Source organism: Candidatus Pantoea formicae (assembly GCF_011752625.1).
GTDB classification, from domain to species: domain Bacteria; phylum Pseudomonadota; class Gammaproteobacteria; order Enterobacterales; family Enterobacteriaceae; genus Pantoea; species Pantoea formicae.
In genome coordinates, this window is record NZ_VWXD01000002.1 from 364,199 (window position 1) to 387,957 (window position 23,759).

Sequence of the window (23,759 nt, forward strand, 5' to 3'; positions counted from 1 at the left end):
TATGTCTGCGCGTTATTTGATGGGAATTGATGTCGGCACACAGAGTGCCAAAGTGGTGATTTTCCGCACCGATGGCGAGGTGATGTGCAGCGCACAGCAGCCGCTGCGTGCACTCGAGATCCCTCAGCCCAATCGTGCCGAACATCCTGATGACGATCTATGGTATTCGGTGCAGCAGGCCTGCCGTGCAGCAATGACGCGTTTCCATCAGCTCGGTGGTCAAGACCATCAACTGCTGGCCGCTGGGCTGTGCGTGATCCGCTGCTGCCGGGTACTGATGCGTCAAGACGGCGAACTGGCATGGCCGGTGATCAACTGGATGGATGCTCGGCTCAACCAGCCTTATCAACCCGCACCGGAATACGGTGACGTGCGCTGGATCACCACCACCTCCGGATATATCACCCATCGTCTCACCGGTCAGACACGCGATACCAGCGCTAATTACATTGGCTGCTGGCCAATGGATGATGCCAGTCAGACGTGGGACGACAGCAAAATGGCGAGCTGTCATCTGCGTCGGGATCAGCTGTTTGATGTGGTGCGCCCTGGTGAAATGCTGGGCGAAGTCACGTCCACCGCCGCGCGGGCGAGCGGGTTACCGCTGGGTTTGCCAATTATCGCCACCGCCCATGATAAAGCGGTGGAAGCCTTAGGCGCTGGCGCGCTGGCTCAGGGCGAGGCGTTGATATCACTGGGCACTTATATAGGTGCGATGGTGCATGGCGACACGCAACCGCACGCCAGCGAGCACTTCTGGCCGTTCCAGGCTGCGCTGCCAGGCCATTTTCTCTACGAGTGCATGGGCGTTCGGCGGGGGATGTGGACGGTCAGTTGGTTCCGCGATCAGTTTGGTGCAGCGGCACTGCAGGATGCAAAAGATACCGGTGTGGATATCGAAACCCTGCTCGGTGCTGAAGCCAGTGTGGTTGCGGCCGGCAGCGACGGACTTATCACGCTGCACGACTGGGCCGCTCCGGCCGAAGCACCGTGGCGCAAAGGGGCGATCATTGGCTTTGATGGACGTCATACCCGCGCGCACCTGTTCCGCTCTCTGCTGGAAGGCATCGTGTTCACCATGAAAAACCATCTGGATCCGATGATGCAAGCGCTGGATCGCCCTCTGACACAGTTAGTGATTTCCGGTGGCGGCGCCAACAGCGATCTGTTTATGCAACTGTTCGCAGATATCTTTGGGGTGCCTGCACGCCGCAATGCGATGCGCAGCTCCGCCGCTATCGGCTGTGCTCTCAATGCGGGCATGGCATTAGGCGTGTGGCAAAGCTATCAGGAAGGCGTGACGGCACTGGTGAAAACTGGCGAGACATTCCTACCGAATGCCCGCCATCATGCGCTGTATCAGCAACTCAATCAGCAGGTTTACCAGCAACTTCACAGCGTGCTCGATCCCCTGCTTAAGCGCCTTAGCCCACTCGTGGAGGCTTAGCGTCGCTGCGCCAATGGCCAGACGCCAGCGTTGGTGGTCGAGACTGCCAGCGCGCCTGCTGCTAACGCCAGCTGTGCATCCTCTTCGTCGCACACCAGCCCGCCAGCAATGATCGGCTGGCTGATGCGCTCGGTGATCCAGCCCAGCACTTTCGGCATGCAGCCAGGGAGGATCTCCACAATATCGGGCTGCGACTGCGCCACCTGTTTATCAATGTTGTTGAAGGAGATGGAGTCCAGCACAAACAGGCGATGGATTGCCCAGAAACCGTGCTGACGGGCGGCTTTCAGCATCGCTGGTTTGGTGCTGATGATGCCATCGGCCTGCGTCACGATTTTCAGGAACTGGATCACCACTTCCTGACGCGAGCTGCCTTCCAGCAGATCAACGTGCACAAAGGCGATTTTCCCAGCCTGTTTTATCTGCCCGACGATACGCCCGATGTTGCATATGTTGCCATACAGCACCGACACCACCTGGCAAGGTGAGTCGATCGCCTGTTGCAGGCTTTGCGCATCTTTGACGGCGGCCACCACCGGCGAGCTCTTTAACAATTCAACTAAATCCACTGCACACCCACCTTTTCACTAAAGGATAACGCTGGCTGCGGGCGTGGCAGCGTTGAAACGTTGCATCTCCGCCAGCAGCCAATCCCGAAATACCGCCACGCGCGGTAACATCTGTTTACCGTAAGGCACCTCCAGCCAGTAGCCGTTAGCGCTGGAAAGCAACTGTGGGGAGATCTGAACCAACACGCCGTTGCTGAGTTCGTTACGCACCATGGCACGATCCAGCACGGCAAAACCTGCACCGGTGACACAGGCGTTGATCACCTGATCCTGCGTGCTAAACGCCAGTCCGTTATCTTCCGGCGGCGCAGTTTCGCCGCAGGCCTGATACCAGCGCGACCAGTTATCCAGCCGACTGTCGCCGTTCAGCACATGCAACTGTGGCATCAGGCAGATATCTGGCCAGATGCCATCCAGCATCAACAGCGGACTGCCCACCAGCACCAAAGTTTCATGGCACAGCCATTCCCCTTCCGCGCCCGCCTCTTGCGCATCCTGCTGCGTGCCAAAGCGGATAGCGCAGTCGAAATCGCTGTATTTCTGCCGCGCTTCACTGATCAGCATGATTTGCAGTTGACGATGCTGTTGACGCAATGAAACCAGACGCGGCGCTAACCAACGCGTGGCAAAGGTAGGAGCGACCTGCAAACGCAGGTGCTGGCGGGGGTTGTGCTGTTGCACGCTGCGTACGCCCTCTTCCAGCAGATCCAGCGACTGACGTACCACGGGTAGCAGCTGGATGGCTTCCGGCGTCAGCATCAATCCACTGTGGCTTCGCACGAACAGATCTTTGCCAAGGAAGGTTTCCAGCTGGCGCATCTGGCGGCTGGCGGCGCTCTGCGTCATGAACAAGGCATCGGCGGCTTTACTGAAGCTCAGCGTACGACAGGTCTCTTCGAACAGCCGTAACATACTGAGTGAAGGCAACTTTCTCATTCTGACTCCAGCAGCCAGGCGGTAAAACATCGCGCCAATCTAATCACAACCCAGACGGTAACGGAGAACGTAAACCTAAATTTTTGAGTGCAATCACAGGAAATTGCGGAATAGGGGTATGACTTTTTCGCACTGGCCTGCACCCGGCTCCAATGTCACAGTAATTTCTCATCCAGATAACAATAAAATAACAACCATCTCTCCCCGAAGGAGGAAGGAACATGACGCAAACGACTCTGATGGATGATGTACCCTTAAATCGCTTTCACCTCAAAATCACCGGGCTCACCTTCGGTGCGCACCTCACCGATGGCTATATTCTCGGTTCCGTTGGCTTCGCGCTGACACAAATGACGCCGCAAATGTCACTCACGCCGTTCTGGCAAGGCATGATTGGCAGCTCGGCGTTGATTGGATTGTTCCTCGGTAGCCTGATTCTCGGCTGGATCGCCGACAGCGTCGGCCGCCAGAAGATTTTCTGCTTCAGCTTTATCCTGATTACCCTGGCATCCGGCATGCAGTTTTTTGTCCAGTCGGCGGAGCAACTGTTCCTGTTGCGCGTACTGATTGGCTTTGGCTTAGGCGGTGACTTCTCAGTCGGCCATACCATTCTGGCGGAGTTCGCCCCGCGCAAACATCGCGGTGTGCTATTGGGTGCCTTTAGCGTGCTCTGGACAGTCGGCTACGTCGCCGCCAGCTTTGCCGGACATCTGGCACTGCAGGCGCACGTCGATGGCTGGCGCTGGTTATTAGCGTCCTCTGCCCTACCAGCGCTGGCGATCTTGTTGTTGCGCATTGGTACGCCGGAATCTCCGCGCTGGTTACTTCGTCGCGGTCGACGCGAAGAAGCCATGGCTATCGTTCATCGTTTGTTTGGCTCACACGTCACCTTGCAGGAAGAGAAACAGCAGGAGCAGGATGGCAGCCTAAGCGCACTGTTCCGCCCGCGCTATCGTCGCCGCACCGCCTTTAACTGTCTGTTCTTTGTCTGCCTGGTGATCCCCTATTTCGCCATCTACACCTTCCTGCCCGCCATCCTGCGCGAGATGGGGTTGGATCAAGGCTTTGCAACTGATCTGCTGTTAAGCGGTCTGCTGCTGATGGGTGCCGTGCTCGGTATCGTGCTAACGGCGATGTGCTCGCGTCGAGGCTTCCTGATCGGTTCCTTTATTTTCCTTGCGACCTGTTTGCTGCTGCTGAGCCTGCTGCACACCAGCCCCGGCATCTGGCTGATTCTGCTGTTTGCCGCCTTTACGCTGATTATGTCGGCCGTGAGCAACCTGGTGGGCGTGTTCCCGGCAGAGAGCTTCCCGACCGATGTGCGCTCTCGCGGCGTGGGTTTCGCCACCTCAATGAGCCGACTGGGCTCGGCGGTCGGCACGCTGCTGCTGCCACTCGCCATCGTCAATTACGGCATCGCCGGCACCATGGGTTTGCTGGCGGCGATTCTGGTGCTCGGCGCGCTGGTGTCCATCGCCTGGGCACCCGAGACCAAAGGCCTGACGCTCACTGACGCCTCTCAGGAGACCCCGGCAGTGGATAAAGCGCTCAGCCCTAACGCTTCAACTTCAACACAACATCCGTAACTGGAGGCAATGATGGAAATGTATATCGGTGAAGGCTTTGCAGGCGACGGCGTTAACGCTTCGCATATCAATATCATGATTGGACCGCGCAACGGCGTGGTGGGTCAGGCGTTCTCCACCAGCCTGGCGACGCCCTCACAAGGCCACTGCCCGTTTATGGTGGTGATTAAACCCAATGTGCCAGCCAAGCCGATGACGCTGTATGTCAACAAAGCCGCTATCAGTAGCGATCTGCACGGCAATGCCACCTGGGGCGCATCACAGGCTGCGATTGCTAAAGCCGTGACCGAGGCGCAGTTGCAGGGCACGCTGCCGCCGGAAGCCGAAGATGAGTGGTGCATTGTCACCGCTAACTGGGTCAATCCTGGCTGTACCGATCTCGATGAAGTGTTCGCTAACAACTATCGCGCCTGCAAAGTGGCGATAGAAGCGGCGATGGAAAAGCTGCCGGGCCGCCAGCAGTTGATTAATGCCCTGCCCGAGTTGGGCAATCCCTTTTATTCCCCGAAGTAGCAGGAGTTGCAGCATGGAATACATCAAACTGGGCCACAGCGGTTTGCAGGTGTCGCGTCTTTGCCTCGGCACCATGAATATGGGCAGCAAGAGCTGGAAACCCTGGATTTTTGACGAGGCGCAAAGTGAGCCCATCATTCGCCACGCCCTTGAGAATGGCATTAACTTTATCGATCTTGCCGATTTCTACTCCAGTGGTGCCGGAGAGGAAGTGGTCGGTCGCGTATTGAAGCGTATCGCTCAGCGCGATGAACTGGTGCTGACCACCAAAGTCGGTTACCCGCTTGGCGGCGGTCAGAACAATCAGGGCCACTCGCGCAAACACATTCTCGACAGCATCGACGGCAGTTTGCGCCGCCTTGGTACTGATTATGTGGATATCTACATGCTGCATTACTTTGACGTCAATACGCCGATTGAAGAGACGTGGGAAACCATGAACAGCATCGTGCGCAGTGGCAAGGCGCGTTACGTGGGTGTTTCAACCATGTATTGCTGGCAACTGGCGAAGATCTTGTGGTGCTGCGAGCGCAACGGTTTTGTGAAACCCATCAACATGCAGCTGCAGCTGAACTGCGCCTACCGCGAAGAAGAGCGCGAAATGATCCCGTTCTGCCGCGATCAGGGCCTGGGCGTTTCCGTATTTAGCCCACTGGCACGCGGGCTGTTAAGCGGTGATGCGCAATCCATCCGCAATCAAACTGATTTCTTCACACGTGAAATGTATGCCGATGAAGCCTCGATTCAGATTGCAGAATCCGTCGGCCGTGTTGCCGCCGCACGCGGGTTAACCAGTGCGCAAGTTGCTCAGGCCTGGGTGCTGTCCCATCCGGGAGTGGATTCGATGCTGGTCGGTGCAGACAGTGTTGCCCAGCTGGATAGCGCCATTGCGGCACTGCACACCCCGCTGGATAGCGAAGAGCGCTTCGAGCTGGAACGCAACTATACGCCATGCGATGTGATCAACGATTACACGGCGGGCAGACGTATCGCTCGCCACAGCCGTGCTGCACGCACGGTGTTTACTGATAACTCACTTCAATCTGCAAGGAATATCGCATGACATCTTCACTGCTGCGTACCGGCTGGTATTGCAATGGACAATGGCTGGAAAGCGATCGCACCTATGATGTGACTAACCCCGCCGATGGCAGTGTGGTAGCACAGGTTGCCAATGTCGGTGCGCGGGAAACCACGCGCGCTATTGAAGCGGCGGCGGCGGCCCTGCCCGCCTGGCGTGCCTTGACCGCCAAGGCGCGCGCGGTGATCTTGCAGCGCTGGTATCAATTGATTATTGAGAATCAGGAACCACTGGCGCAGCTGGTGGTACAGGAACAAGGGAAAGTGCTGGCTGAGGCGCGCGGCGAAGTGCTTTACGCCGCCAGCTTTATCGAGTGGTTCGCAGAAGAAGGGAAACGTGCCAACGGCAAGACCATTCCATCGACCAAGGCCGGTAATCTGATCCTGACGTTGAAACAGCCGGTGGGCGTGGTCGCGGCGATTACACCGTGGAATTTCCCACTGGCGATGTTAACCCGCAAGCTGGGCCCGGCACTCGCTGCAGGCTGTACGGCCATCGTCAAGCCCGCCAATGAAACACCCCTCTCCGCCTTTGCGTTGTTGGTGCTGGCCGAGCAAGCTGGCGTTCCGGCTGGGGTGTTGAATGCGGTGAGCGGTGAAACCGTAGAGATCGGCCACACTCTCACTCACCACGATACGGTTCGTAAAATTTCCTTCACGGGTTCAACCGCCGTGGGGCAATTGCTGATGCGTGATGCAGCCAGTTCGGTGAAGAGACTGTCACTGGAGCTGGGAGGTAATGCACCCTTTATCGTGTTCGATGATGCCGATATTGATGCTGCAATCGAAAGCGCAATGGCAGCCAAATTTCGCAATAGCGGACAGACCTGTATCTGTGTGAATCGCTTTTATGTGCAGGAGGGTGTTTACGATCAATTCGTCTCCAAGCTGGCTGCTGCCGCGAATGCCTTGAAAGTCGCTTCGGGCCTGACGCCTGGTGCTCAGCAGGGTCCACTGATCCACCTGCGTGCCATGGAGAAGGTCGAAGCACATGTGCAGGATGCGTTACAACAGGGGGCGCGATTGGTCTGCGGCGGCGAGCGTCATGCGTTGGGTGGCAGCTTTTATCAGCCTACAGTGCTAGCCGATGCTAATGAACAGATGCGTCTGGCACATGAAGAGACATTTGGTCCTGTGGCAGCCTGTTTCCGATTTAGCTCAGAACAGGAAGTGATTGAGCGCGCTAATAATACGCCCTATGGTCTGGCAGCCTATTTGTTTACGCGCAATCTTGCTCGGGCACTGCGTGTCACTCCGCAACTGGAGAGCGGCATGGTCGGGGTTAATGAAGGGATTATCTCGACAGAGGTGGCGCCGTTTGGTGGCGTGAAGGCGTCAGGATTGGGGCGTGAAGGTGCAGATGTTGGGCTGGAGGAGTATCTGGAAACCCAGTATGTGAATATTGGGCAGATTGGGTAGTTTGGTGTGTGCGCTGAAGATCGGGCGCAGGGTCAGATAAGGTCCGCCCGATTGCAAAGTCATTAAGGATTTAGCAGCCGCGTCTGCATGGATGATGGTGGGTTTGGCTGTTTTCGCTGAAGGTCAGGTGCTGGGTCAGATAAGGTCCGCCCGATCGCAAAGGAAACCGGCATCCATGCCGATCGGCTGGGCCATCCTTGGCCCAGACGCTTTGCTCTTCGGGCGAACCTTATCTTCCCTTCAACCTATGGTGTGGCTGTTTAAACCGCACAGGCTGTGAAGGCTGAGCAGACCGCACAAAAGTTGATAAAGGCAGGTAGGGTGGGCCCGGAGTAAAGCATACGCCGCATGGATGCGGCGGCAGAGGCTACAGGGATGTATTTACGCCGTCTTTACGGAGCGGCCCACCCTTCCTGCCTGAAGGCGCAGTATTTTCAGACAGCAAGGGTGAACCAGAGCAAAGTGTCCGCCGCATAGATGCAGCGGCAGAGGCTACAGGGATGTATTTACGCCGTCTTTGCGAAACGGCCCACCCTTTCTGCCTGAAGGCGCAGGACTCTCAGGCAGGAATGATTTTATACAATACCCTGACTACGCAGATAATCTTCGTAGTTGCCGGTGAAGTCGATAATACGGTCGCCCTTCATCTCCATCACGCGAGTCGCCAATGAGCTCACAAACTCACGGTCATGCGAAACGAAAATCAGCGTACCTTCATAACCTTCGAGCGCCAGGTTAAGTGACTCGATGGATTCCATATCGAGGTGGTTGGTCGGTTCATCCATGATCAAGATGTTCGGCTTCTGCATCATCAGCTTGCCAAACAGCATGCGGCCTTTCTCACCACCCGATAGCACTTTGGCTGGCTTCTTGATTTCATCATGACCAAACAGCAGACGGCCCAGAATACTGCGCACTGCTTGCTCGTCGTCACCTTCCTGCTTCCACTGGCTCATCCAGTCGAAGACACTCAGGTCATCGGCGAAATCTTCTGCGTGATCCTGCGCGTAATAACCAATCAGCGCATTCTCGGACCATTTAACCGTGCCACTGTCAGGTGTTAACTCGCCCACCAGTGTTTTCAGTAAAGTGGTTTTACCGATACCGTTGGCGCCTAAAATAGCCACTTTCTCGCCGACTTCAACCATCAGATTAAGTTTGCTAAACAGCGGACCGTTATCGAAACCTTTGGTCAGCGCTTCAACTTCCAGCGCGTTACGGAACAGTTTCTTGTCTTGGTCAAAACGAATATACGGGTTCTGACGGCTGGAGGCTTTCACTTCATCAAGTTTGATTTTATCAATCTGCTTGGCACGTGAAGTCGCCTGGCGCGATTTAGAGGCGTTGGCACTAAAACGGCTCACGAACGACTGCAGGTCAGCAATTTGCGCTTTCTTCTTGGCGTTATCAGAAATTAAACGTTCACGCGCCTGAGTTGCCGCGGTCATATATTCGTCATAATTACCTGGATACACGCGCAGTTCGCCGTAATCCAAATCCGCCATGTGTGTGCACACCATATTCAGGAAGTGACGGTCATGCGAAATGATAATCATGGTGCTGTTACGTTCGTTTAGCACCTGCTCCAGCCAACGAATGGTATCAATATCCAGGTTGTTCGTCGGTTCATCGAGCAGCAAAATATCCGGGTTTGAGAATAATGCCTGCGCCAACAGCACACGCAATTTCCAGCCTGGAGCGATTTCGCTCATCGGACCGTAATGCTGTTCCACTGGAATACCCACGCCCAGTAATAATTCACCGGCACGAGATTCCGCGCTGTAACCATCCATTTCACCGTATTCGACTTCCAGGTCGGCAACTTTATAGCCTTCCTCTTCGCTCATTTCTGGCAAAGCATATATACGGTCGCGCTCTTCCTTCACCGCCCATAATTCGGCGTGACCCATAATCACCGTATCCAGCACGCTAAATTGCTCAAACGCAAACTGGTCCTGGCGTAACTTACCGATACGCTCGTTAGGGTCGAGTGAAACATTACCGTTGGTCGGGACCAGGTCGCCGCCCAGTATTTTCATGAAGGTCGATTTACCGCTGCCGTTCGCACCGATTAAACCGTAACGATTACCGCCGCCAAACTTAACGGAGATATTCTCAAACAGCGGCTTACTGCCGAACTGCATAGTGATATTGCTGGAAACTAACACGGCATTGACCTTTGTTACGCGATGGAGGAAAAAACAGCGGGCATTATGCCAGAAACGGACACCTTGACGCCACCTCTGCGCCTGCTGGTGGTTCACAGGGGAACTGAACGTGTTGTTGCTTATAAAGAAATAAAAAAGCCGAAGGCGATGTCGCCTTCGGCTCCCACTTACAAGGATTGTGCAGATTATTTGATCAGGAAACTATCCAGGCTTTTACCTGAGTCCAGTGCTTTTTTAATCGCAGCTGGGGTACGGCCCTGGCCAGTCCATGATTTCTCTTCACCGTTTTCGTCGGTGTAAGAATATTTAGCTGGACGCGGAGCACGCTTGGCGCGTTTTTTACCGGTTTCCAGTGCACCCAGTAATTCGTTCGGGTCAATACCATCAGCCAGCAGCATTTCACGGTATTTAGACAGCTTCTCTTCTTTCTCGCGGTTCTGTGCTTCTTCAGCATGAACTTCGTCACGACGCTCAGTCACAACGACAGTTAATTTTTCCAGAATCTCTTCCAGATCGCTCAGTGGCAGTTCACGAGCCTGTGCACGTAATGTGCGAATGTTGTTCAGAACTTTAAATGCGTCACTCATCACAATGTCCTTGCTTAAGGGGGTAAATAAACTGTAGTGGCAAGATTACCCAATTCAAATAAAAAAATAAATTAATTTATTCGTGCGGATAATTCAGAGCTGATTAACATATTCTCTCTGTCGAGGGTTAAGCCCAACGAGCCCCTTTAATTAACGGTGAATTAACAACACACATTTTGTGCCGTATGTTGGAACTGGTACCGATTTCAGAACTTATTCCCGCGTAATAAACAAGCATTTAGCGATAAATGCGTTAAGCAGTTAACTACGGAAAAAAGGTAAAAAAGGATTAATGATGTAAGCGAAAATCTATTTTCACAGGTGATTATTATATTGTCGTAGTTGAGAGGAAAATCTCATTTTTCTGATCGACTCGTGATAAAAAGTCAGTGCTGCATCGGTCAGTGGCTAGAGAAAAACAGCCTTTATCTTGAGATGTTTTCCTCACCGCGGAGGTTGAACCTGTTGACTGTTCTTCCTCTGACAGCCCTTCGTGCAAATAATGGTCAATTTACTCGGCGCACGCTTGCCGGTTTAGTGAACATTAGCGGCATATGCAAATTGGCCTGTTTTATGGGCAATACGGCACGCCAGGAATCGGCAAAACCTGATACCCACAAATGCCATTAATATCGAAATAACACCCTGTGTGGCTATTCGCACAATGAAATCGAGCATATATGCCACTCAGGGTATTTGCATAAAAGTTGAAAGCGCTTTTTTTCAAATAGCACTCAGGGCGCCTTTACGGCCGCCCTCTTTGTTAGGGCACCGTTGTCGCAGGGCCAAACACCGAATAATCAGGGAGGGTAACGTTCTGATAAGCCTCCCAGCCACCACCCAATGCTTTATAGAGCGCCACTAAATCCAGCGCGCTTTGCATCCGCGCCTGAGTCGATTGCGCTTGCGCCTGCGCCAATTGACGCTGTGCATCCAATACTTCGAGGAAAGTTGAAATTCCTTGTTTATAACTATCGCTGGCAAGATCAAACGCATGCTGCAGTGCCCCGGTGGTTTCATCCAGCGCAGTCACCTGTTGTTGATCGGCGCGATAGCTTACCAATGCATTTTCCACATCCTGCAGCGCAGTAAGCACCGTCTGGCGATATTCAAGCGCGGCATTGGCTTGCTGCGCACGGGCCAGTTTCACACTCGAAACCAACCGTCCGCCTTGGAAAATAGGAATCGAGAGCGAAGGCCCAATGCTGTAGAAATGGCTGCTCCAGTCGTCCAGATAGCTGGCATCGGTATTGCGCACCCCTAACTGTCCAGTGAGTGATAAACTGGGGAAAAGATCGGCCACCGACACGCCAATATTGGCAGTTTGTGCATGCAGGTTGGCTTCAGCCTGACGAATATCCGGTCTGCGCCGTGCCAGCGTGGAAGGAATGCCCACCGCCACCATTTTCGGCAATACAGGCAGGGCTTTCTTGTTCATGAGTTCATTATCCAGCGCGCCCGGTGTTTTGCCTAACAGCACCGCCAGCCCATTCATCGCCTGACGCTCTTGTGCCTGATATTGTGGCAATTGCGCATTTAACGAACCGAGTTGCGCGCGCGCATTTTCCACATCGGTCAAGGGTGCCAAGCCGTTGCGTTGCTGGCTTTGCGTCAGTTCCCAGGTCTGCTGCGCGACGCTAATCTGCTGTTGCAAGGTATCAAGCACAGCCTGTGATCCACGTAATTGCAGATACGCACGCGCTACTTCGGCCTCCAACGACACCAGTGCGTCATTACGCTGCTCGATTGCCGCTTGCTGCTGCGCATCTGCTGCTTCCATCTGGCGGCGCACTTTGCCCCACAGATCCAGCTCCCAACTGGCATCAAAGCTGCCCTGATATAAGGTCACCGAATGGTCTAAGCCATTCAGTTGGTTCGCCACATCGCTATCAACCTGATCGTACACTCCGTTTGATTTCAGCAACCCTTTCAAACCCAACTGCTGGCGTGTCACTTTGGCCGATCCATTCACTGAAGGAAAAAGCCCGCCGCGCGCCTGCGCCAACTGCTCGCGAGCCCCGGCAATACGCAGGACGGATTGCTGCAAAGTTAAATTGCCCGCAATGGCGCGTTCTATCAGGCTATCCAGTTGCGGATCGTTAAAACTTTTCCACCACAGCGGGTTAGTGGCTGCTGACAGTGGCTTCGACGCTTCCTGAGACGGCAAGTCACGATAACTGCCAGGCGTCTGCGCATGGGGTGGCTGGTAATCTGGGCCCACGGCGCATCCCGCTAATAACAGGGCCAGCGCCATGAGGCTCAAACGCGGAGAGGTGATCATTTTAGTGTGCTCCTGCACTGCCTTCGCTCTTGATCGGCGAAAGCAACCAACAAAAAGGAATCAACAACAAGGCCACAATACTCAGCCCCATAAACACATCGATATAAGCCAGAATACGCGCCTGGGCGATCATTTCTTTGTACAGCTGGCCCGTCGCCAGGGTCAGCGGATCGCCGGCTGCCGTCGTAAAGTCGCGAATCGCTTGCGCCCAGTGCTGTAGCGTAATGTTGAATGGCTCATTCAGCGGCGTCATGTTGTGGATCATGCTGGCCGAACGCGCCTGCATGCGCTCGGTAATACCGGCTGTCGCCAGTGAAATGCCTATCGATCCGGCCACATTACGGAACATGGTAAACAGTGCGGAGGCATCGGCATTCAACCGCTGAGGCACGGTGATGAAGGCGATGGTGGTCAGTGGGACAAACAGGAAGCCAAGCCCGATGGACTGCGCGCTACGCATCAGCACCAGCGTGGTGAAATCGACGTTGGGTGTTAAGGTGGTGGAGTAGAAAAACGCGCTGGCAAGGCAGGTGAAGCCAAAGGCGATAATATAGCGCGTCTGCACAATGGGCATCAGCTTCAGTACCAACGGGATAGTGAGCACAATCAATACCGCACCGGGCGAGAGCACCAACCCTGACCAAGTGGCGGTGTAGCCCAGATCCTGCTGTGCCAGTTGTGGAAGCACCACCGAGCTGCCATACAAAATCATCGCCATGCCGGCCATCAACAAACCAGCAACCCAGAAGTTGCGATCTTTCATCACCGTGATGTCCACCACCGGCTTGCGGGCGTATAACAACCAGTAGATCGCCCCAACAATCCCGATAGCGGCCAACATGGCAAACAGCCGGATGAAATGGGAATCAAACCAGTCAGCATCCTCACCACGGTCGAGAAACACCTGCAAGCAGCCTAATCCCAAGGTGATCAAACTGATACCGATGTAATCGATCTTCAGCTTGCCCTTTGCCCACTTGCGCTCCCAAGGTGGATCCTCCAGCAGTTGGTAAATGGCCAGTACCGTCAAAATGCCCACCGGGATATTAATAAAGAACACCCAGCGCCAGCTGTAGTTATCGGTTATCCAACCGCCCAGTGTCGGGCCAATTACCGGCGCGACGATAATCGCAATCGACGAGAGGCCAAAAGCTTTACCGCGATCTTCCGCTTTGAAGTAATCGAGCAGTACCGACTGCTGCACAGGCTGCAAACCGCCCCCGAAAAAACCCTGCAAAACGCGGAACAGGATGATTTGCCACAGCTCCGTCGCGATGCCGCACAGGAACGAACAGAGGGTGAACATCACGATACAGATCAGGAAGAACTGCTTGCGGCCAAACAGACGGCTAAAAAAGGCAGAAATGGGCAGTACAATCCCATTCGCCACCAAGTACGAGGTGAGAACCCAAGTCGATTCGTCGTAACTGGAAGAGAGTGAACCGGCGATATGGGGCAATGCGACGTTAACGATGGTGGTGTCAAGGATCTCCATAAACACCGCCAGCGTCACCGTGATGGCAACCAACCAGGGATTACTGGCTGGACGCCAGCTTTCGCTCGCACTCATTCTACGGTGACCTTGGGTTCAACCGACAAACCAAGCGGCACGGGGTGATTCGGGTCCAGACCTTTGTCGATCACGATTTTCACCGGTACGCGCTGTACGATCTTCACGTAATTGCCGGTGGCATTTTCAGCTGGGAACGTCGAAAAGCGCGAGCCGGAACCCATTTGAATACTGTCCACGTGCCCTTCCAACTTCATATCCGGCCAGGCATCAATGGTGATATCCACTTTATCGCCAGGATTCATACGCGCCAGTTGCGACTCTTTAAAGTTGGCGGTGATCCAGATATCCGGTGATACCAGCGAGAACAGCGCCGTCCCTGCCTGCACCAGAGAGCCAATATGCACATTACGCTTGGTGACGAAGCCATCATAAGGTGCGCGCACCTGGGTATATGACAGATTAAGATCGGCAGTATTGAGCTGCGCCTGTGCCTGTTCGACTTGTTGCTGACGCGCCTCTACATTGGTTTCCTGCTGGCGAATCTGCAGCTGAACTTGTGAAGCCACTTCAACCTGCGCTTTGGCACTTTGCAACTGCGCTTCAGCGGATCGCAACTGTGCTGCTGCAGTATCAATATTGCGCTGTGAAGTCGCGCGCGGGTCAACGCCGCGCTGACGACGATAATCAGCCTGCGCATTCAGCAAATTAGCCTGGGCTTTAGCTTGTTCAGCAATTGCCTGATCGCGCTGCGCCGGATACTGCACGCGAGACAAGGCTAACTGCGCCTGGGCCTGATGCAATTGCGCCTTCGCCAGACCCAGCTGTGCTTGCGCCTGAGCGCGCTGAGCGGTGTTATCTCGGGGATCGATTTCCACCAGCAAATCACCCTTCTTCACCCGCTGGTTATCATTAACCAGCAGCTTCACCACGTAACCTGCGGCTTTCGGCGCAATGGTCACGGCGTTACTTTCGGTAAAGGCATCGTCGGTGGTTTCGATGTTGCGAGTCGTGAACCAGAACCACAATCCCACCAGCAGCATGATCACCACCACCACAGCAAGAATGATCAGTGGCTTTTTGCCTGGGCGTTTACGTTGCGGTTCGGCGTTCTCTTGATTGTTTTCTGAAGCGTGCTGCGCATCCTGCTGCTCGCGTGCGGGCGGCTGACTTTGGTTATCACTCATAGGTTATCATCGCTGGCTGTGATCCCGATCCACGGGCAAAAACGGTCAACTTAACCTTAGATGGGAAACTGACAAATGCCAGTGCAACTTTACACAACCCGACAATCAACGCATTTTCTGCCACCAGCAAAGATAACACGCTGAATAATCAGCGCGTCAGTCAGGGCGACAGTGCAATATTCTCGCTTCAGCGCAGCCAGTGTAGCAGGAGCCATCCGCACAGCATTGACCACGCCAGCATCGGTAATGAGAAGAGATGAAAACGCCACCAGACACGGGCGTCTTGCGCCATACGCAGCGCGATTAGGTTTGCCAGAGAACCGGGTAACAAACCGAAACCGCCGATATTGACGGCCCAGGCTAATACCTCTGATGGGGGGACTTTTTGCAACAATAGTATGGTCGCAGGCACATTACTGATCACCTGAGAAAACCCAATAGCCAGCAGGTACAATCCGCCTTCACCTAACTGGCTAATGGCGGCGAAATGCGGCTGCAGCAGGGGCAGATGCATGAGTAAAAACACATCAATGAACATGGCAATGAACACCAGCAGCAGGCTCCAGTCGATACTGGCTAACACGCTACGAGCGATTATCAGGAAGCAACCCGCTACCAACAATAGCGCCCAACCGGTCATTTTTAGTTCCAATGCCGCTACAAAGACTAAGTAGAGTAGCACGCTAATGATAAATAACGATTTTTCCCACTGATGCGCTTCGCTTTGCGCATGTTTTTGAATAGTGCGTGCGGAGAAACTCCACCACGTCAACGCCATAAGGGTGATTATTAATACGGCTGCGAGGGGCGCCATTTGCAAGATGAAGCCGGACACACTCAGCGTGCCATGGCTCCATAACAAAATATTTTGCGGATTACCGACCGGCGTCAAAAGCGATCCGGCATTGACCGCCAGCGCTTCGAAAATGATTAAGCGCGAAATCGGTAAGCGTGAGAATTTTCGTAACGTCAGGGTGAGCGGCACCAGAATAAACAGCGCGACATCATTGGTCAGAAAAGTAGAGAGCAAGGCAGCAGCACACACCATGAACAACGCCAGCGCACGTTCATGCTGGAAACGTTGTATCAGGCGTGCACCCAGCACATCGAAATAGCCGCTGTTTTCCAGCCCTTTGGTCAACATCAGTAAGCCGGTTAGCGTCATGATGGTGTGCCAGTCAACAGCAACGGGCAATTGCGACCAGCGATAGTCGGCCAGCGGCAATAAAATCACACCCAACAGCAACAACAAATGCAAAATACGATCACGCATTAAAGAGCGAAGCACGATGGGCATGATGGCGAAAGGCCTTGTAGGTTAACGACTCTCGTAAAATTGCTTGAAAACAGCCAGTGTTTCATCACTGACGTGATGTTCAAGGCCTTCAGAATCGCGGCGGGCAGTTTCAGGGCTGACGCCCAGCGCCAACAGGAAACTTTCAACAATGTGGTGACGCACGCGGCTTGCCTCAGCCAGTTTCTCACCTTCGGCCGTCAAGAAGACCCCCCGGTAGGGCACCTGCTCAACCAGCCCAGTCGTCCCCAAACGCTTCAGCATTTTGGCCACGGTAGGCTGAGATACGCCCAAGCGAGCCGCCATATCGACTTGACGGGCTTCACCAAATTCACGAATTAAATCAGAGATTAACTCTACATAGTCATCAATAAGTTCACGTCGATGCGCTTCGCGCACTTGGCGAAATCCTTCGACATGCTCCTCAATATCTTTAAGCGGCCCCTGGGGCGTGTTATTGGCGCTCTTTGCACGACGACTCATTCAGCTTCCTCATTATTATCTGCCGCACTTTAACTGCGGTGCGGGCCTGGCTGCGCTCATTGTAAACCAGGCACAAATAAGCACAAATTTTTCCTAAATAGTGTTGGCTAAAGAGTATAGCCAGTGCTATCTTTGTTCGTAATGTAAGCGAATAGCTTATTAAGGAGGCAACGATGAACGAACCTTATCTGCTGTTGCTCCTTTTCCTGCTGTTTATTGCAGGTTTATGCTTACTGTTACGTCGTCATTCATTCGGGAGGTGAACATGACCACCATGAAAAACTGCCTCGACTGTGGTAAATGCTTCCAGGTTGAGCAAAGCAAACCGGCATTTGAGCTGAAATCGCTATTGTGCATTTTTAAGCGTTCGCCGTTTGCCTTGCGTCTGATGCTGATTGAAAAGCTGACCGGCAAGCAACTCACAGAGCGTCCTTGCCCCAATCTGATCTGGCGCGGCTAAATCCTCCATAGCATTTCTCCTTGGATCCGTTTTCCCGACGGATCCTTTGCACGATCTCACATTTTGTTACCTTTTTAGTCCCACTCTTTCCATTGTTATTGAACTAAAGCCTAATCCTCATTTTTCCTGTGGCTGAATCGGTTCAAGTTTTCCCAACCTCTCTCCTTCAATGACGCTTAAACGATTAGGCTGCTAACATTTAGCTTGCAACCGATTGTCACGGCTGATTAATCTCCTCATAACAAAAAATTACATACTTATAACAAAATCAACCCAGGGTGGGTTTTTCGTAAGGAAGATCAGCAATGTCACAAAAAAAGCCTGAAGAGCAACCGTCGGGCCGGAGACGATTTTTACAAAAATCGCTCTCGCTCATTCCGCTCGCCGCCGCAGCCAATACCGGTGTGGTTTCTCTCTCCTCCCCCGCAGCCGACAAGCCCCAAGGCGTGTTATCTGACTATGTTCCGGCCTACTTCAACGATAAAGAGTGGAAATTTCTGCTCGCTGCACTGGATCGCCTGATCCCCGCTGACGCGAATGGCCCCGGTGCCGTAAGTGAAGGGGTGCAGGTATTTATCGATAAGCAGATGGAGTTGCCTTACGGCTATGGACGTCTGTGGTATATGCAGGGTCCGTTCGCCGATTCCATTCCAGAAATGGGTTACCAATCCCATCTTGTCCCACGCGACACCTATCGCTTAGGCATCGCTTTAGCTGACCAACATTGTCAGCAGCAATTTCAAAAGGATTTTTATCAGCTGGAAACCGCGCAGCAGGAAGACGTACTGCGCGCGCTGGAAGCCGACAAACTGCATAACGATGCCATTCACGGCAAGCTGTTTTTCGAGCAACTGCTGGAGAACGCCAAAGAGGGTTATCTCGCCGATCCGATTCACGGCGGCAACCAAACGCTGGCCTCGTGGAAAATGATTGGTTTTCCCGGTGCACGTGCGGATTTCGTCGATACCGTACAGCAGCCAAATAAACCCTACCCTCTTGGCCCAGTCAGCATTTCCAGCAAAAGGAGCGTGTAATGGCGGCAGTAAAAAAAGCGCCCGTCGATGTGGTCATCGTCGGGTTCGGCTGGACCGGTTCGCTCATGGCGATGGAACTGGCCAGTTCTGGTTTGAATATTTTGGCACTGGAGCGCGGCGAAAATCGCGATACCTACCCCGACTTCTCCTATCCGCGTATTGCCGATGAACTGACTTACGGCATTCGCTTAAAACTGTTCCAAAACGCCTCAAAAGAGACCGTGACGGTTCGCCATACCACGCAGGAAACGGCACTTCCCTATCGCCGCTTCGGCTCTTTCCTACCCGGTGATGGCGTAGGCGGCGCTGGAACGCATTGGAATGGACAACTCTGGCGTCCACTGGAAGCCGATCTGAAAATGCGCAGCACTGTGATTGAGAAGTACGGTGCCGATTTCATTCCAAAGGACATGACGGTACAGGATTATCCGTTCACCTATGCTGAGATGGAGCCGTATTTCGACAAGTTCGAAAAAATCTGTGGGGCAGCAGGCCAGATTGGCAATCTCAACGGTGAGAAAGTCGAGGGCGGTAACCCCTTCGAGGCACCCCGTAAAAATGGCTATCCGACGAAACCCCTGGAAACCCTTTACGCTGGAGAACTGTTCTCTAAGGCTGCCAAACAGCTGGGTTACCATCCGTTCGAATGTCCTGCGGCTAACTGTACCGAAGCCTGGACCAACCCTTACAACGTGCAGCTTGGCGTGTGTAACTACTGTGGTTACTGCGAACGCTTCGGTTGCTTCAACTATTCCAAAGGTTCACCGCAAAGCTGCGTCATTCCTGCTCTGAAACCGTTCAGTAACTTTGAGTTGCGCACTCAGGCACACGTGATCCGCGTCAATACCGATAGCAGCGGCAAAAAAGCCACCAGCGTAACCTACATTGATGCACAAGGCAACGAGGTCGAGCAACCGGCGGATCTGGTGATCCTGAGCGCCTTCCAGCTGCACAATGTGCGTTTACTGTTGCTGTCTAAAATTGGCAAGCCATACGATCCGCAAACCGGTGATGGCGTAGTGGGCAGGAACTATGCCTATCAAATGACCGGCGGCATCAAGCTGTTCTACGACAACGACAACTGGTTCAATCCCTTTGCCGCCACTGGTGCCACCTCCACCGTTATTGATGATTTCAATGCTGAAAACTTTGATCACAGCAAAGTCGGTTTTGTCGGCGGTGCCACCATTTCGGCGGCTTTCTCCGGCGGACGTCCAATCCAGCAGATGGGCATCCCTAAAGATGCGCCGCGCTGGGGTTCCGGTTGGAAACAGGCCATCAAAGATAATTATCTGCACAACATGAATGTCGGCTCGTCCGGTTCGGTGATGCCTTATAAGCAGTGCTATCTCGACCTTGATCCTACGTATCGTGATATCTACGGCCAACCACTGTTGCGTATGACGTTCGACTGGCAACAGAACGAGCTGAAGATGACCAACTTCATCAAAGATAAGGCCGAGGAGATCGTCAAGGTGATGAATCCTAAGCACTATGAAGTGGGCTTTAAAACACTCAACAGCCATTACGATGTCCGCCCTTACCAATCAACGCACACCACAGGCGGTGCCGTAATGGGTGACGATCCGCGAACCAGCGTCGTGAACAAGTTCCTGCAAAGCTGGGATGTGCCGAACGTGTTCGTTACAGGCGCATGTTGCTTCCCGCAAAACCTGGCGTACAACCCAACCGGGATTGTCTGTGCCACCGCATTATTCGCGGCGGATGCGATTCGCAACCGCTATCTTGCTAACCCTGGTCCGCTGGTTCAGGCCTGATAAGGAGCGTTACAGTGAAATTTTCCGCACTCTTTCTCGCTCTGAGCGGCGCGTTGGTCAGCCACGCGGCACTGGCCGCCAGCGAAGCCTCGGTTAAACAGGGTGAATATCTGGCAAAAGCAGGCGATTGCGCAGCGTGCCATACCTCAGCTGGCGGGCAGCCTTTTGCCGGTGGACTCAAAATGAGCACGCCGATTGGCGCCATTTACTCCACCAACATCACGCCAGATAAAACGCACGGCATTGGCGACTACAGCTACGACGACTTCGTCAAAGCGGTACGTGGCGGTGTGGCGAAAGATGGTCGCTCGCTCTACCCCGCCATGCCGTTCCCGTCCTATGCAAAAATCAGCGACAGTGATATGCACGCCCTGTATGACTATTTCATGCAAGGCGTTAAACCGGTCAGCCAGGAAAATCGCAAAAGTGACATTCCCTGGCCGCTCAGTATGCGCTGGCCGCTGGCGTTCTGGCGCTGGACTTTCGCCGATGACAGCGCCTTTGCACCGGTTGCAGGCCAATCGGAACAGTGGCAGCGCGGCGCTTATCTGGTACAGAGCCTTGGTCACTGCGGGTCTTGTCATACCCCGCGCGGTATTGCTTTCCAGGAGAAAGCCATGGATCAGAGCGGTAAAGGCTATCTGACTGGCGGCACGCTGGAAGGCTGGCATGCACCGGATCTGACCGCCAGCCCAGCGGCAGGCTTGGGGAGCTGGTCAGAACAGGATATCGCGACCTTCCTGAAGACCGGCGCGAATAAGCAAGGCGCTGCGTTTGGTTCCATGACCGATGTCATCGCGCACAGTACCCAGTACCTCAGTGATGAGGATCTGAATGCGATTGCCGTCTATCTGAAGTCTCTTCCTGCAGCAGATACTTCGGCTGCACCGGCAAGCAGCGATGCCACTGCCCAGGCACTGTTCAAAGGGGATGTCAGTCAACCCGGTGCGCAGGTTTACGTGGATAACTGTGCTGCCTGTCACCGCACCGATGGTAAAGGTTATACCAGCACCTTCCCAGCGCTGGCGCACAACCCTGCTTTGCTGAGTGAGGATCCGTCATCGGTGATCAGTGTGATTCTTAAAGGTGGCCAGCGTGCGATCACGCAACAGGCGCCCACCGGATTCACCATGCCTGATTTTGCCTGGCGTCTTGATGACCAACAGGTTGCTGATGTCGCCAACTTCATCCGTAATGGGTGGGGTAACAAAGCGGCGCCAGTCACGGCTGACCAAGTTAAAAAGATCCGTGCGACCTTGCCGGCTCCGCCTCCCGCTTCACCGCAATAAGCAAAAAAAAACGGCCCGTAATGGGCCGTTTCTTATGCAACTCTGGTCTAAGCAAAAACTTAGAAGCTGTAGCCTACGCCAGCAATCCAGGTGCCAACGTCTACACTGCGGATACGGCTCTGCTCGTAACCCACATCCAGAGCAACGTTCTGGATTGGGTTGAACTGCATGCCTGCACCGTAGGAGAAGCCGTAATCGCTGGTGTCAGATTTAGACTGAGCAGCAGCGTCGTTCGCCTGGTATTTGCCGTAACCGATACCGATTACGCCGTAGATGCTTGCCCAGTCGTTCAGACGGTAAGCAGGACCACCGGTGATACCGTAGTACTGGCCTTTGTTGTAAACGCCAGCATCAGTACGGTCTTTCTCGGTGTAAGTGAAAGAACCGATCCAACCCAGTGGGTTAGTACCGTCTTCGTAACGGTATTTCAGGTTGAAGCCGTTTGCTTTGTTAGCAACGCCTTGATAATCGCTCTGCGCGTAACCAGCAGAAACGGTGCTCTGTGCCATGGCTGAACCTGCAGAAACTGCCAGTACACAAGCCAGTGCTGAAAGACATGCAATTTTTTTCATAACCACCTCAAATGTGAATATACTTCTCTCCTGACAACGCTAAAAATATAACAAAAAATAGCGAGAAACTCTGCCCGCAATTTGTTGTCTAACAGATTGTTTGGTGTAACAGAAAGTTAATGAACTTTCGTATGTCATTCATTTTACTTATAAAAAGCGTCATCTTTCTGCAATATAATTTCGGGCTTAAAATAATACCTTTAAGTAAATTCCTAAACTAACCTGACATTTCTTTACTGAAATGGCGCTAAAAGTGACTATTTTGTCGCCTGCCGCTGCGTTTGTTTTGCGTTTCTCTCTGCTCCTTATTTGCCTCGGATTCATTTACACTGGCTTTTTGTTGCTTCGCTGTTAATGAATACAAGAATGGATCCCCTCATGTCCGCACCTCTGACAACACCCAAAATGGCTTCGGTGTTATTCCCGATTTCCGTACTTCTGATCGCTATACTCTCGGTGCAAGGCGGCGCCTCGTTGGCAAAATCGCTGTTCCCAACAGTCGGCGCACCCGGCATCACCGCACTGCGCTTGGGACTCAGCACGCTGATTCTGTGTGTCATCTTTAAGCCGTGGCGCCTGCGCTTCACTCGCGAGCAGCGCAAGCCGCTATTGCTGTATGGCTTGGCGCTCGGTTGCATGAATTACCTCTTCTATTTATCTATACGCACCGTGCCTCTCGGCGTCGCCGTCGGCCTGGAGTTCTTAGGCCCCCTGACTTTGGCTCTGGCAGGTGCGCGTCGCCCACTCGATTTCCTCTGGGTGGTGCTGGCGGCGACCGGGTTATGGTTCTTGCTGCCTATTGGTGATGGCATCAGCCATATCGATCCACTGGGGGCATTGTTGGCAGTATGTGCGGGTGCCTGCTGGGCGGTCTATATTTTGGCGGGGCAACGGGCAGGTGCGGAGCATGGTCCGGCTACCGTTGCGATGGGATCGTTAATTGCGTCCGTAATCTTTGTCCCTCTCGGCCTGACCTTTGCCGCGCCCGGTATCTGGCATTGGGAAATTCTGCCCCTGGCTTTAGTCATCGCCCTGCTCTCCAGTGCGATTCCCTATTCACTGGAGATGATGGCGCTGACACGTCTGCCAGCCCGCATTTTCGGTACACTGATGAGCCTTGAACCTGCGATGGCCGCGCTCTCTGGCATGCTTTTCTTGGGAGAGTTGTTGACGTTGAAGCAGTGGGCTGCCTTACTGGCGATTATCGCCGCTTCTGCCGGATCAACACTGACCATGAAACAAAAGAGCGCAAAAATAAACGAAGTGGATATTACTCCACCTCAATAAATAAATCTGATTCAGCCTGTTATATTGCAGGCTGAATAAATAACCATTCTCATTTAATTCCTCCCCTTTACTCGCCTTAGCAATGTTATTATTTTGCAACATCATTGAAAAATAATTAACACAAAACCTATCACTCTGATTTATATAAAAATCATGCACACCCTACACATCCCATCTAACGTTAAGATTTATCTATTCCTGTCATTGGTTTAAACAATCCGGCACAACCAAAAACTGCTGCTATACTTATTCCCGTGCTTGATTAGGACAACCATCAAT

20 protein-coding genes are annotated in these 23,759 nt (G+C 53.4%); 10 read left to right on the forward strand and 10 right to left on the reverse strand.

Translation table 11 applies throughout. The annotated features are described in order from the left end of the window. The first annotated feature begins 1 nt into the window (after position 1). Positions 2-1,447, forward strand: a complete 1,446-nt coding sequence (locus F3J38_RS06365; RefSeq protein ID WP_167136142.1) for an FGGY-family carbohydrate kinase — start codon at positions 2-4, stop codon at positions 1,445-1,447. Here F3J38_RS06365 and F3J38_RS06370 read toward each other — a convergent pair. Further along, a complete protein-coding gene (locus tag F3J38_RS06370; RefSeq protein ID WP_160869700.1) occupies positions 1,444-2,016 on the reverse strand; it encodes a glycerol-3-phosphate responsive antiterminator in 573 nt (190 codons plus the stop codon). The two genes, F3J38_RS06365 and F3J38_RS06370, sit on opposite strands and share 4 nt — an antisense overlap. Positions 2,017-2,034: 18 nt before the next feature. Next, positions 2,035-2,952, reverse strand: coding sequence for a LysR substrate-binding domain-containing protein (locus F3J38_RS06375; RefSeq protein ID WP_167136144.1), 918 nt, complete (start codon positions 2,950-2,952; stop codon positions 2,035-2,037). 221 nt (positions 2,953-3,173) lie between these two features. On the opposite strand from F3J38_RS06375, the gene F3J38_RS06380 reads away from it, so the two are divergent. The 4 genes from F3J38_RS06380 to F3J38_RS06395 are packed head-to-tail and all read left to right on the forward strand — an operon-like array spanning position 3,174 to position 7,550. After that, on the forward strand, positions 3,174-4,538 hold the full coding sequence (locus F3J38_RS06380) for an MFS transporter (RefSeq protein WP_167136145.1): 1,365 nt from the start codon (positions 3,174-3,176) through the stop codon (positions 4,536-4,538). A 12-nt stretch (positions 4,539-4,550) separates the two neighbouring features. Beyond that, a complete protein-coding gene (fae, locus tag F3J38_RS06385; RefSeq protein ID WP_034820831.1) occupies positions 4,551-5,051 on the forward strand; it encodes a formaldehyde-activating enzyme in 501 nt (166 codons plus the stop codon). A gap of 13 nt (positions 5,052-5,064) precedes the next feature. Next, positions 5,065-6,114 (forward strand): aldo/keto reductase, encoded by a 1,050-nt coding sequence (locus tag F3J38_RS06390; protein ID WP_167136147.1) that lies wholly within the window; start codon positions 5,065-5,067, stop codon positions 6,112-6,114. After that, positions 6,111-7,550: an NAD-dependent succinate-semialdehyde dehydrogenase gene (locus tag F3J38_RS06395; RefSeq protein ID WP_167136149.1), complete on the forward strand. Its 1,440-nt coding sequence runs from the start codon at positions 6,111-6,113 to the stop codon at positions 7,548-7,550. Before F3J38_RS06390 ends, F3J38_RS06395 begins: the two co-directional genes overlap by 4 nt. A 575-nt stretch (positions 7,551-8,125) precedes the next feature. On the opposite strand, the gene F3J38_RS06400 is transcribed toward F3J38_RS06395, so the two are convergent. The 7 genes from F3J38_RS06400 to mntR all read right to left on the reverse strand — a co-directional run bounded on the left by F3J38_RS06400 (position 8,126) and on the right by mntR (position 17,060). Next, positions 8,126-9,718 carry an ABC-F family ATPase gene (locus F3J38_RS06400; RefSeq protein WP_097119365.1) on the reverse strand — a complete coding sequence of 531 codons (1,593 nt, stop codon included), beginning with the start codon at positions 9,716-9,718 and terminating at the stop codon, positions 8,126-8,128. 185 nt (positions 9,719-9,903) lie between these two features. After that, positions 9,904-10,305 (reverse strand): H-NS family histone-like protein, encoded by a 402-nt coding sequence (locus F3J38_RS06405; protein ID WP_167136151.1) that lies wholly within the window; start codon positions 10,303-10,305, stop codon positions 9,904-9,906. 763 nt (positions 10,306-11,068) lie between these two features. After that, the gene (locus tag F3J38_RS06410) at positions 11,069-12,586 is read right to left on the reverse strand and encodes an efflux transporter outer membrane subunit (protein WP_167136153.1); all 1,518 of its coding nucleotides are present in this window, start codon (positions 12,584-12,586) and stop codon (positions 11,069-11,071) included. Position 12,587: 1 nt separating this feature from the next. Further along, positions 12,588-14,156 (reverse strand): DHA2 family efflux MFS transporter permease subunit, encoded by a 1,569-nt coding sequence (locus F3J38_RS06415; protein WP_167136155.1) that lies wholly within the window; start codon positions 14,154-14,156, stop codon positions 12,588-12,590. Beyond that, positions 14,153-15,283 (reverse strand): HlyD family secretion protein, encoded by a 1,131-nt coding sequence (locus tag F3J38_RS06420; RefSeq protein WP_167136157.1) that lies wholly within the window; start codon positions 15,281-15,283, stop codon positions 14,153-14,155. Before F3J38_RS06420 ends, F3J38_RS06415 begins: the two co-directional genes overlap by 4 nt. Before the next feature lie 187 nt (positions 15,284-15,470). Then, entirely contained in the window at positions 15,471-16,580 is a 1,110-nt protein-coding gene (locus tag F3J38_RS06425; protein WP_167136158.1) for an SLC13 family permease, read from the reverse strand. A 21-nt stretch (positions 16,581-16,601) separates the two neighbouring features. After that, a complete protein-coding gene (gene mntR, locus F3J38_RS06430; RefSeq protein WP_167136160.1) occupies positions 16,602-17,060 on the reverse strand; it encodes a manganese-binding transcriptional regulator MntR in 459 nt (152 codons plus the stop codon). Between the two features lie 265 nt (positions 17,061-17,325). Between mntR and F3J38_RS06435 the strand changes: the two genes are divergently transcribed. From F3J38_RS06435 to F3J38_RS06450, 4 genes are all read left to right on the forward strand, one after another. Then, entirely contained in the window at positions 17,326-17,520 is a 195-nt protein-coding gene (locus F3J38_RS06435) for a hypothetical protein (protein ID WP_084938124.1), read from the forward strand. Between the two features lie 305 nt (positions 17,521-17,825). Further along, positions 17,826-18,554 carry a gluconate 2-dehydrogenase subunit 3 family protein gene (locus F3J38_RS06440; protein WP_167136162.1) on the forward strand — a complete coding sequence of 243 codons (729 nt, stop codon included), beginning with the start codon at positions 17,826-17,828 and terminating at the stop codon, positions 18,552-18,554. Next, a complete protein-coding gene (locus F3J38_RS06445) occupies positions 18,554-20,332 on the forward strand; it encodes a GMC family oxidoreductase (RefSeq protein ID WP_167136164.1) in 1,779 nt (592 codons plus the stop codon). Before F3J38_RS06440 ends, F3J38_RS06445 begins: the two co-directional genes overlap by 1 nt. A 14-nt stretch (positions 20,333-20,346) precedes the next feature. Next, positions 20,347-21,621: a c-type cytochrome gene (locus tag F3J38_RS06450; RefSeq protein WP_167136165.1), complete on the forward strand. Its 1,275-nt coding sequence runs from the start codon at positions 20,347-20,349 to the stop codon at positions 21,619-21,621. Between the two features lie 59 nt (positions 21,622-21,680). Here F3J38_RS06450 and ompX read toward each other — a convergent pair whose 3' ends face one another. Continuing rightward, the gene (gene ompX / locus F3J38_RS06455) at positions 21,681-22,193 is read right to left on the reverse strand and encodes an outer membrane protein OmpX (protein ID WP_167136167.1); all 513 of its coding nucleotides are present in this window, start codon (positions 22,191-22,193) and stop codon (positions 21,681-21,683) included. A 378-nt stretch (positions 22,194-22,571) separates the two neighbouring features. Here ompX and rhtA point away from each other — a divergent pair, with 378 nt between their 5' ends. Continuing rightward, positions 22,572-23,480, forward strand: coding sequence for a threonine/homoserine exporter RhtA (rhtA, locus tag F3J38_RS06460; protein ID WP_167136169.1), 909 nt, complete (start codon positions 22,572-22,574; stop codon positions 23,478-23,480). The last annotated feature ends 279 nt before the right edge of the window (positions 23,481-23,759 follow it).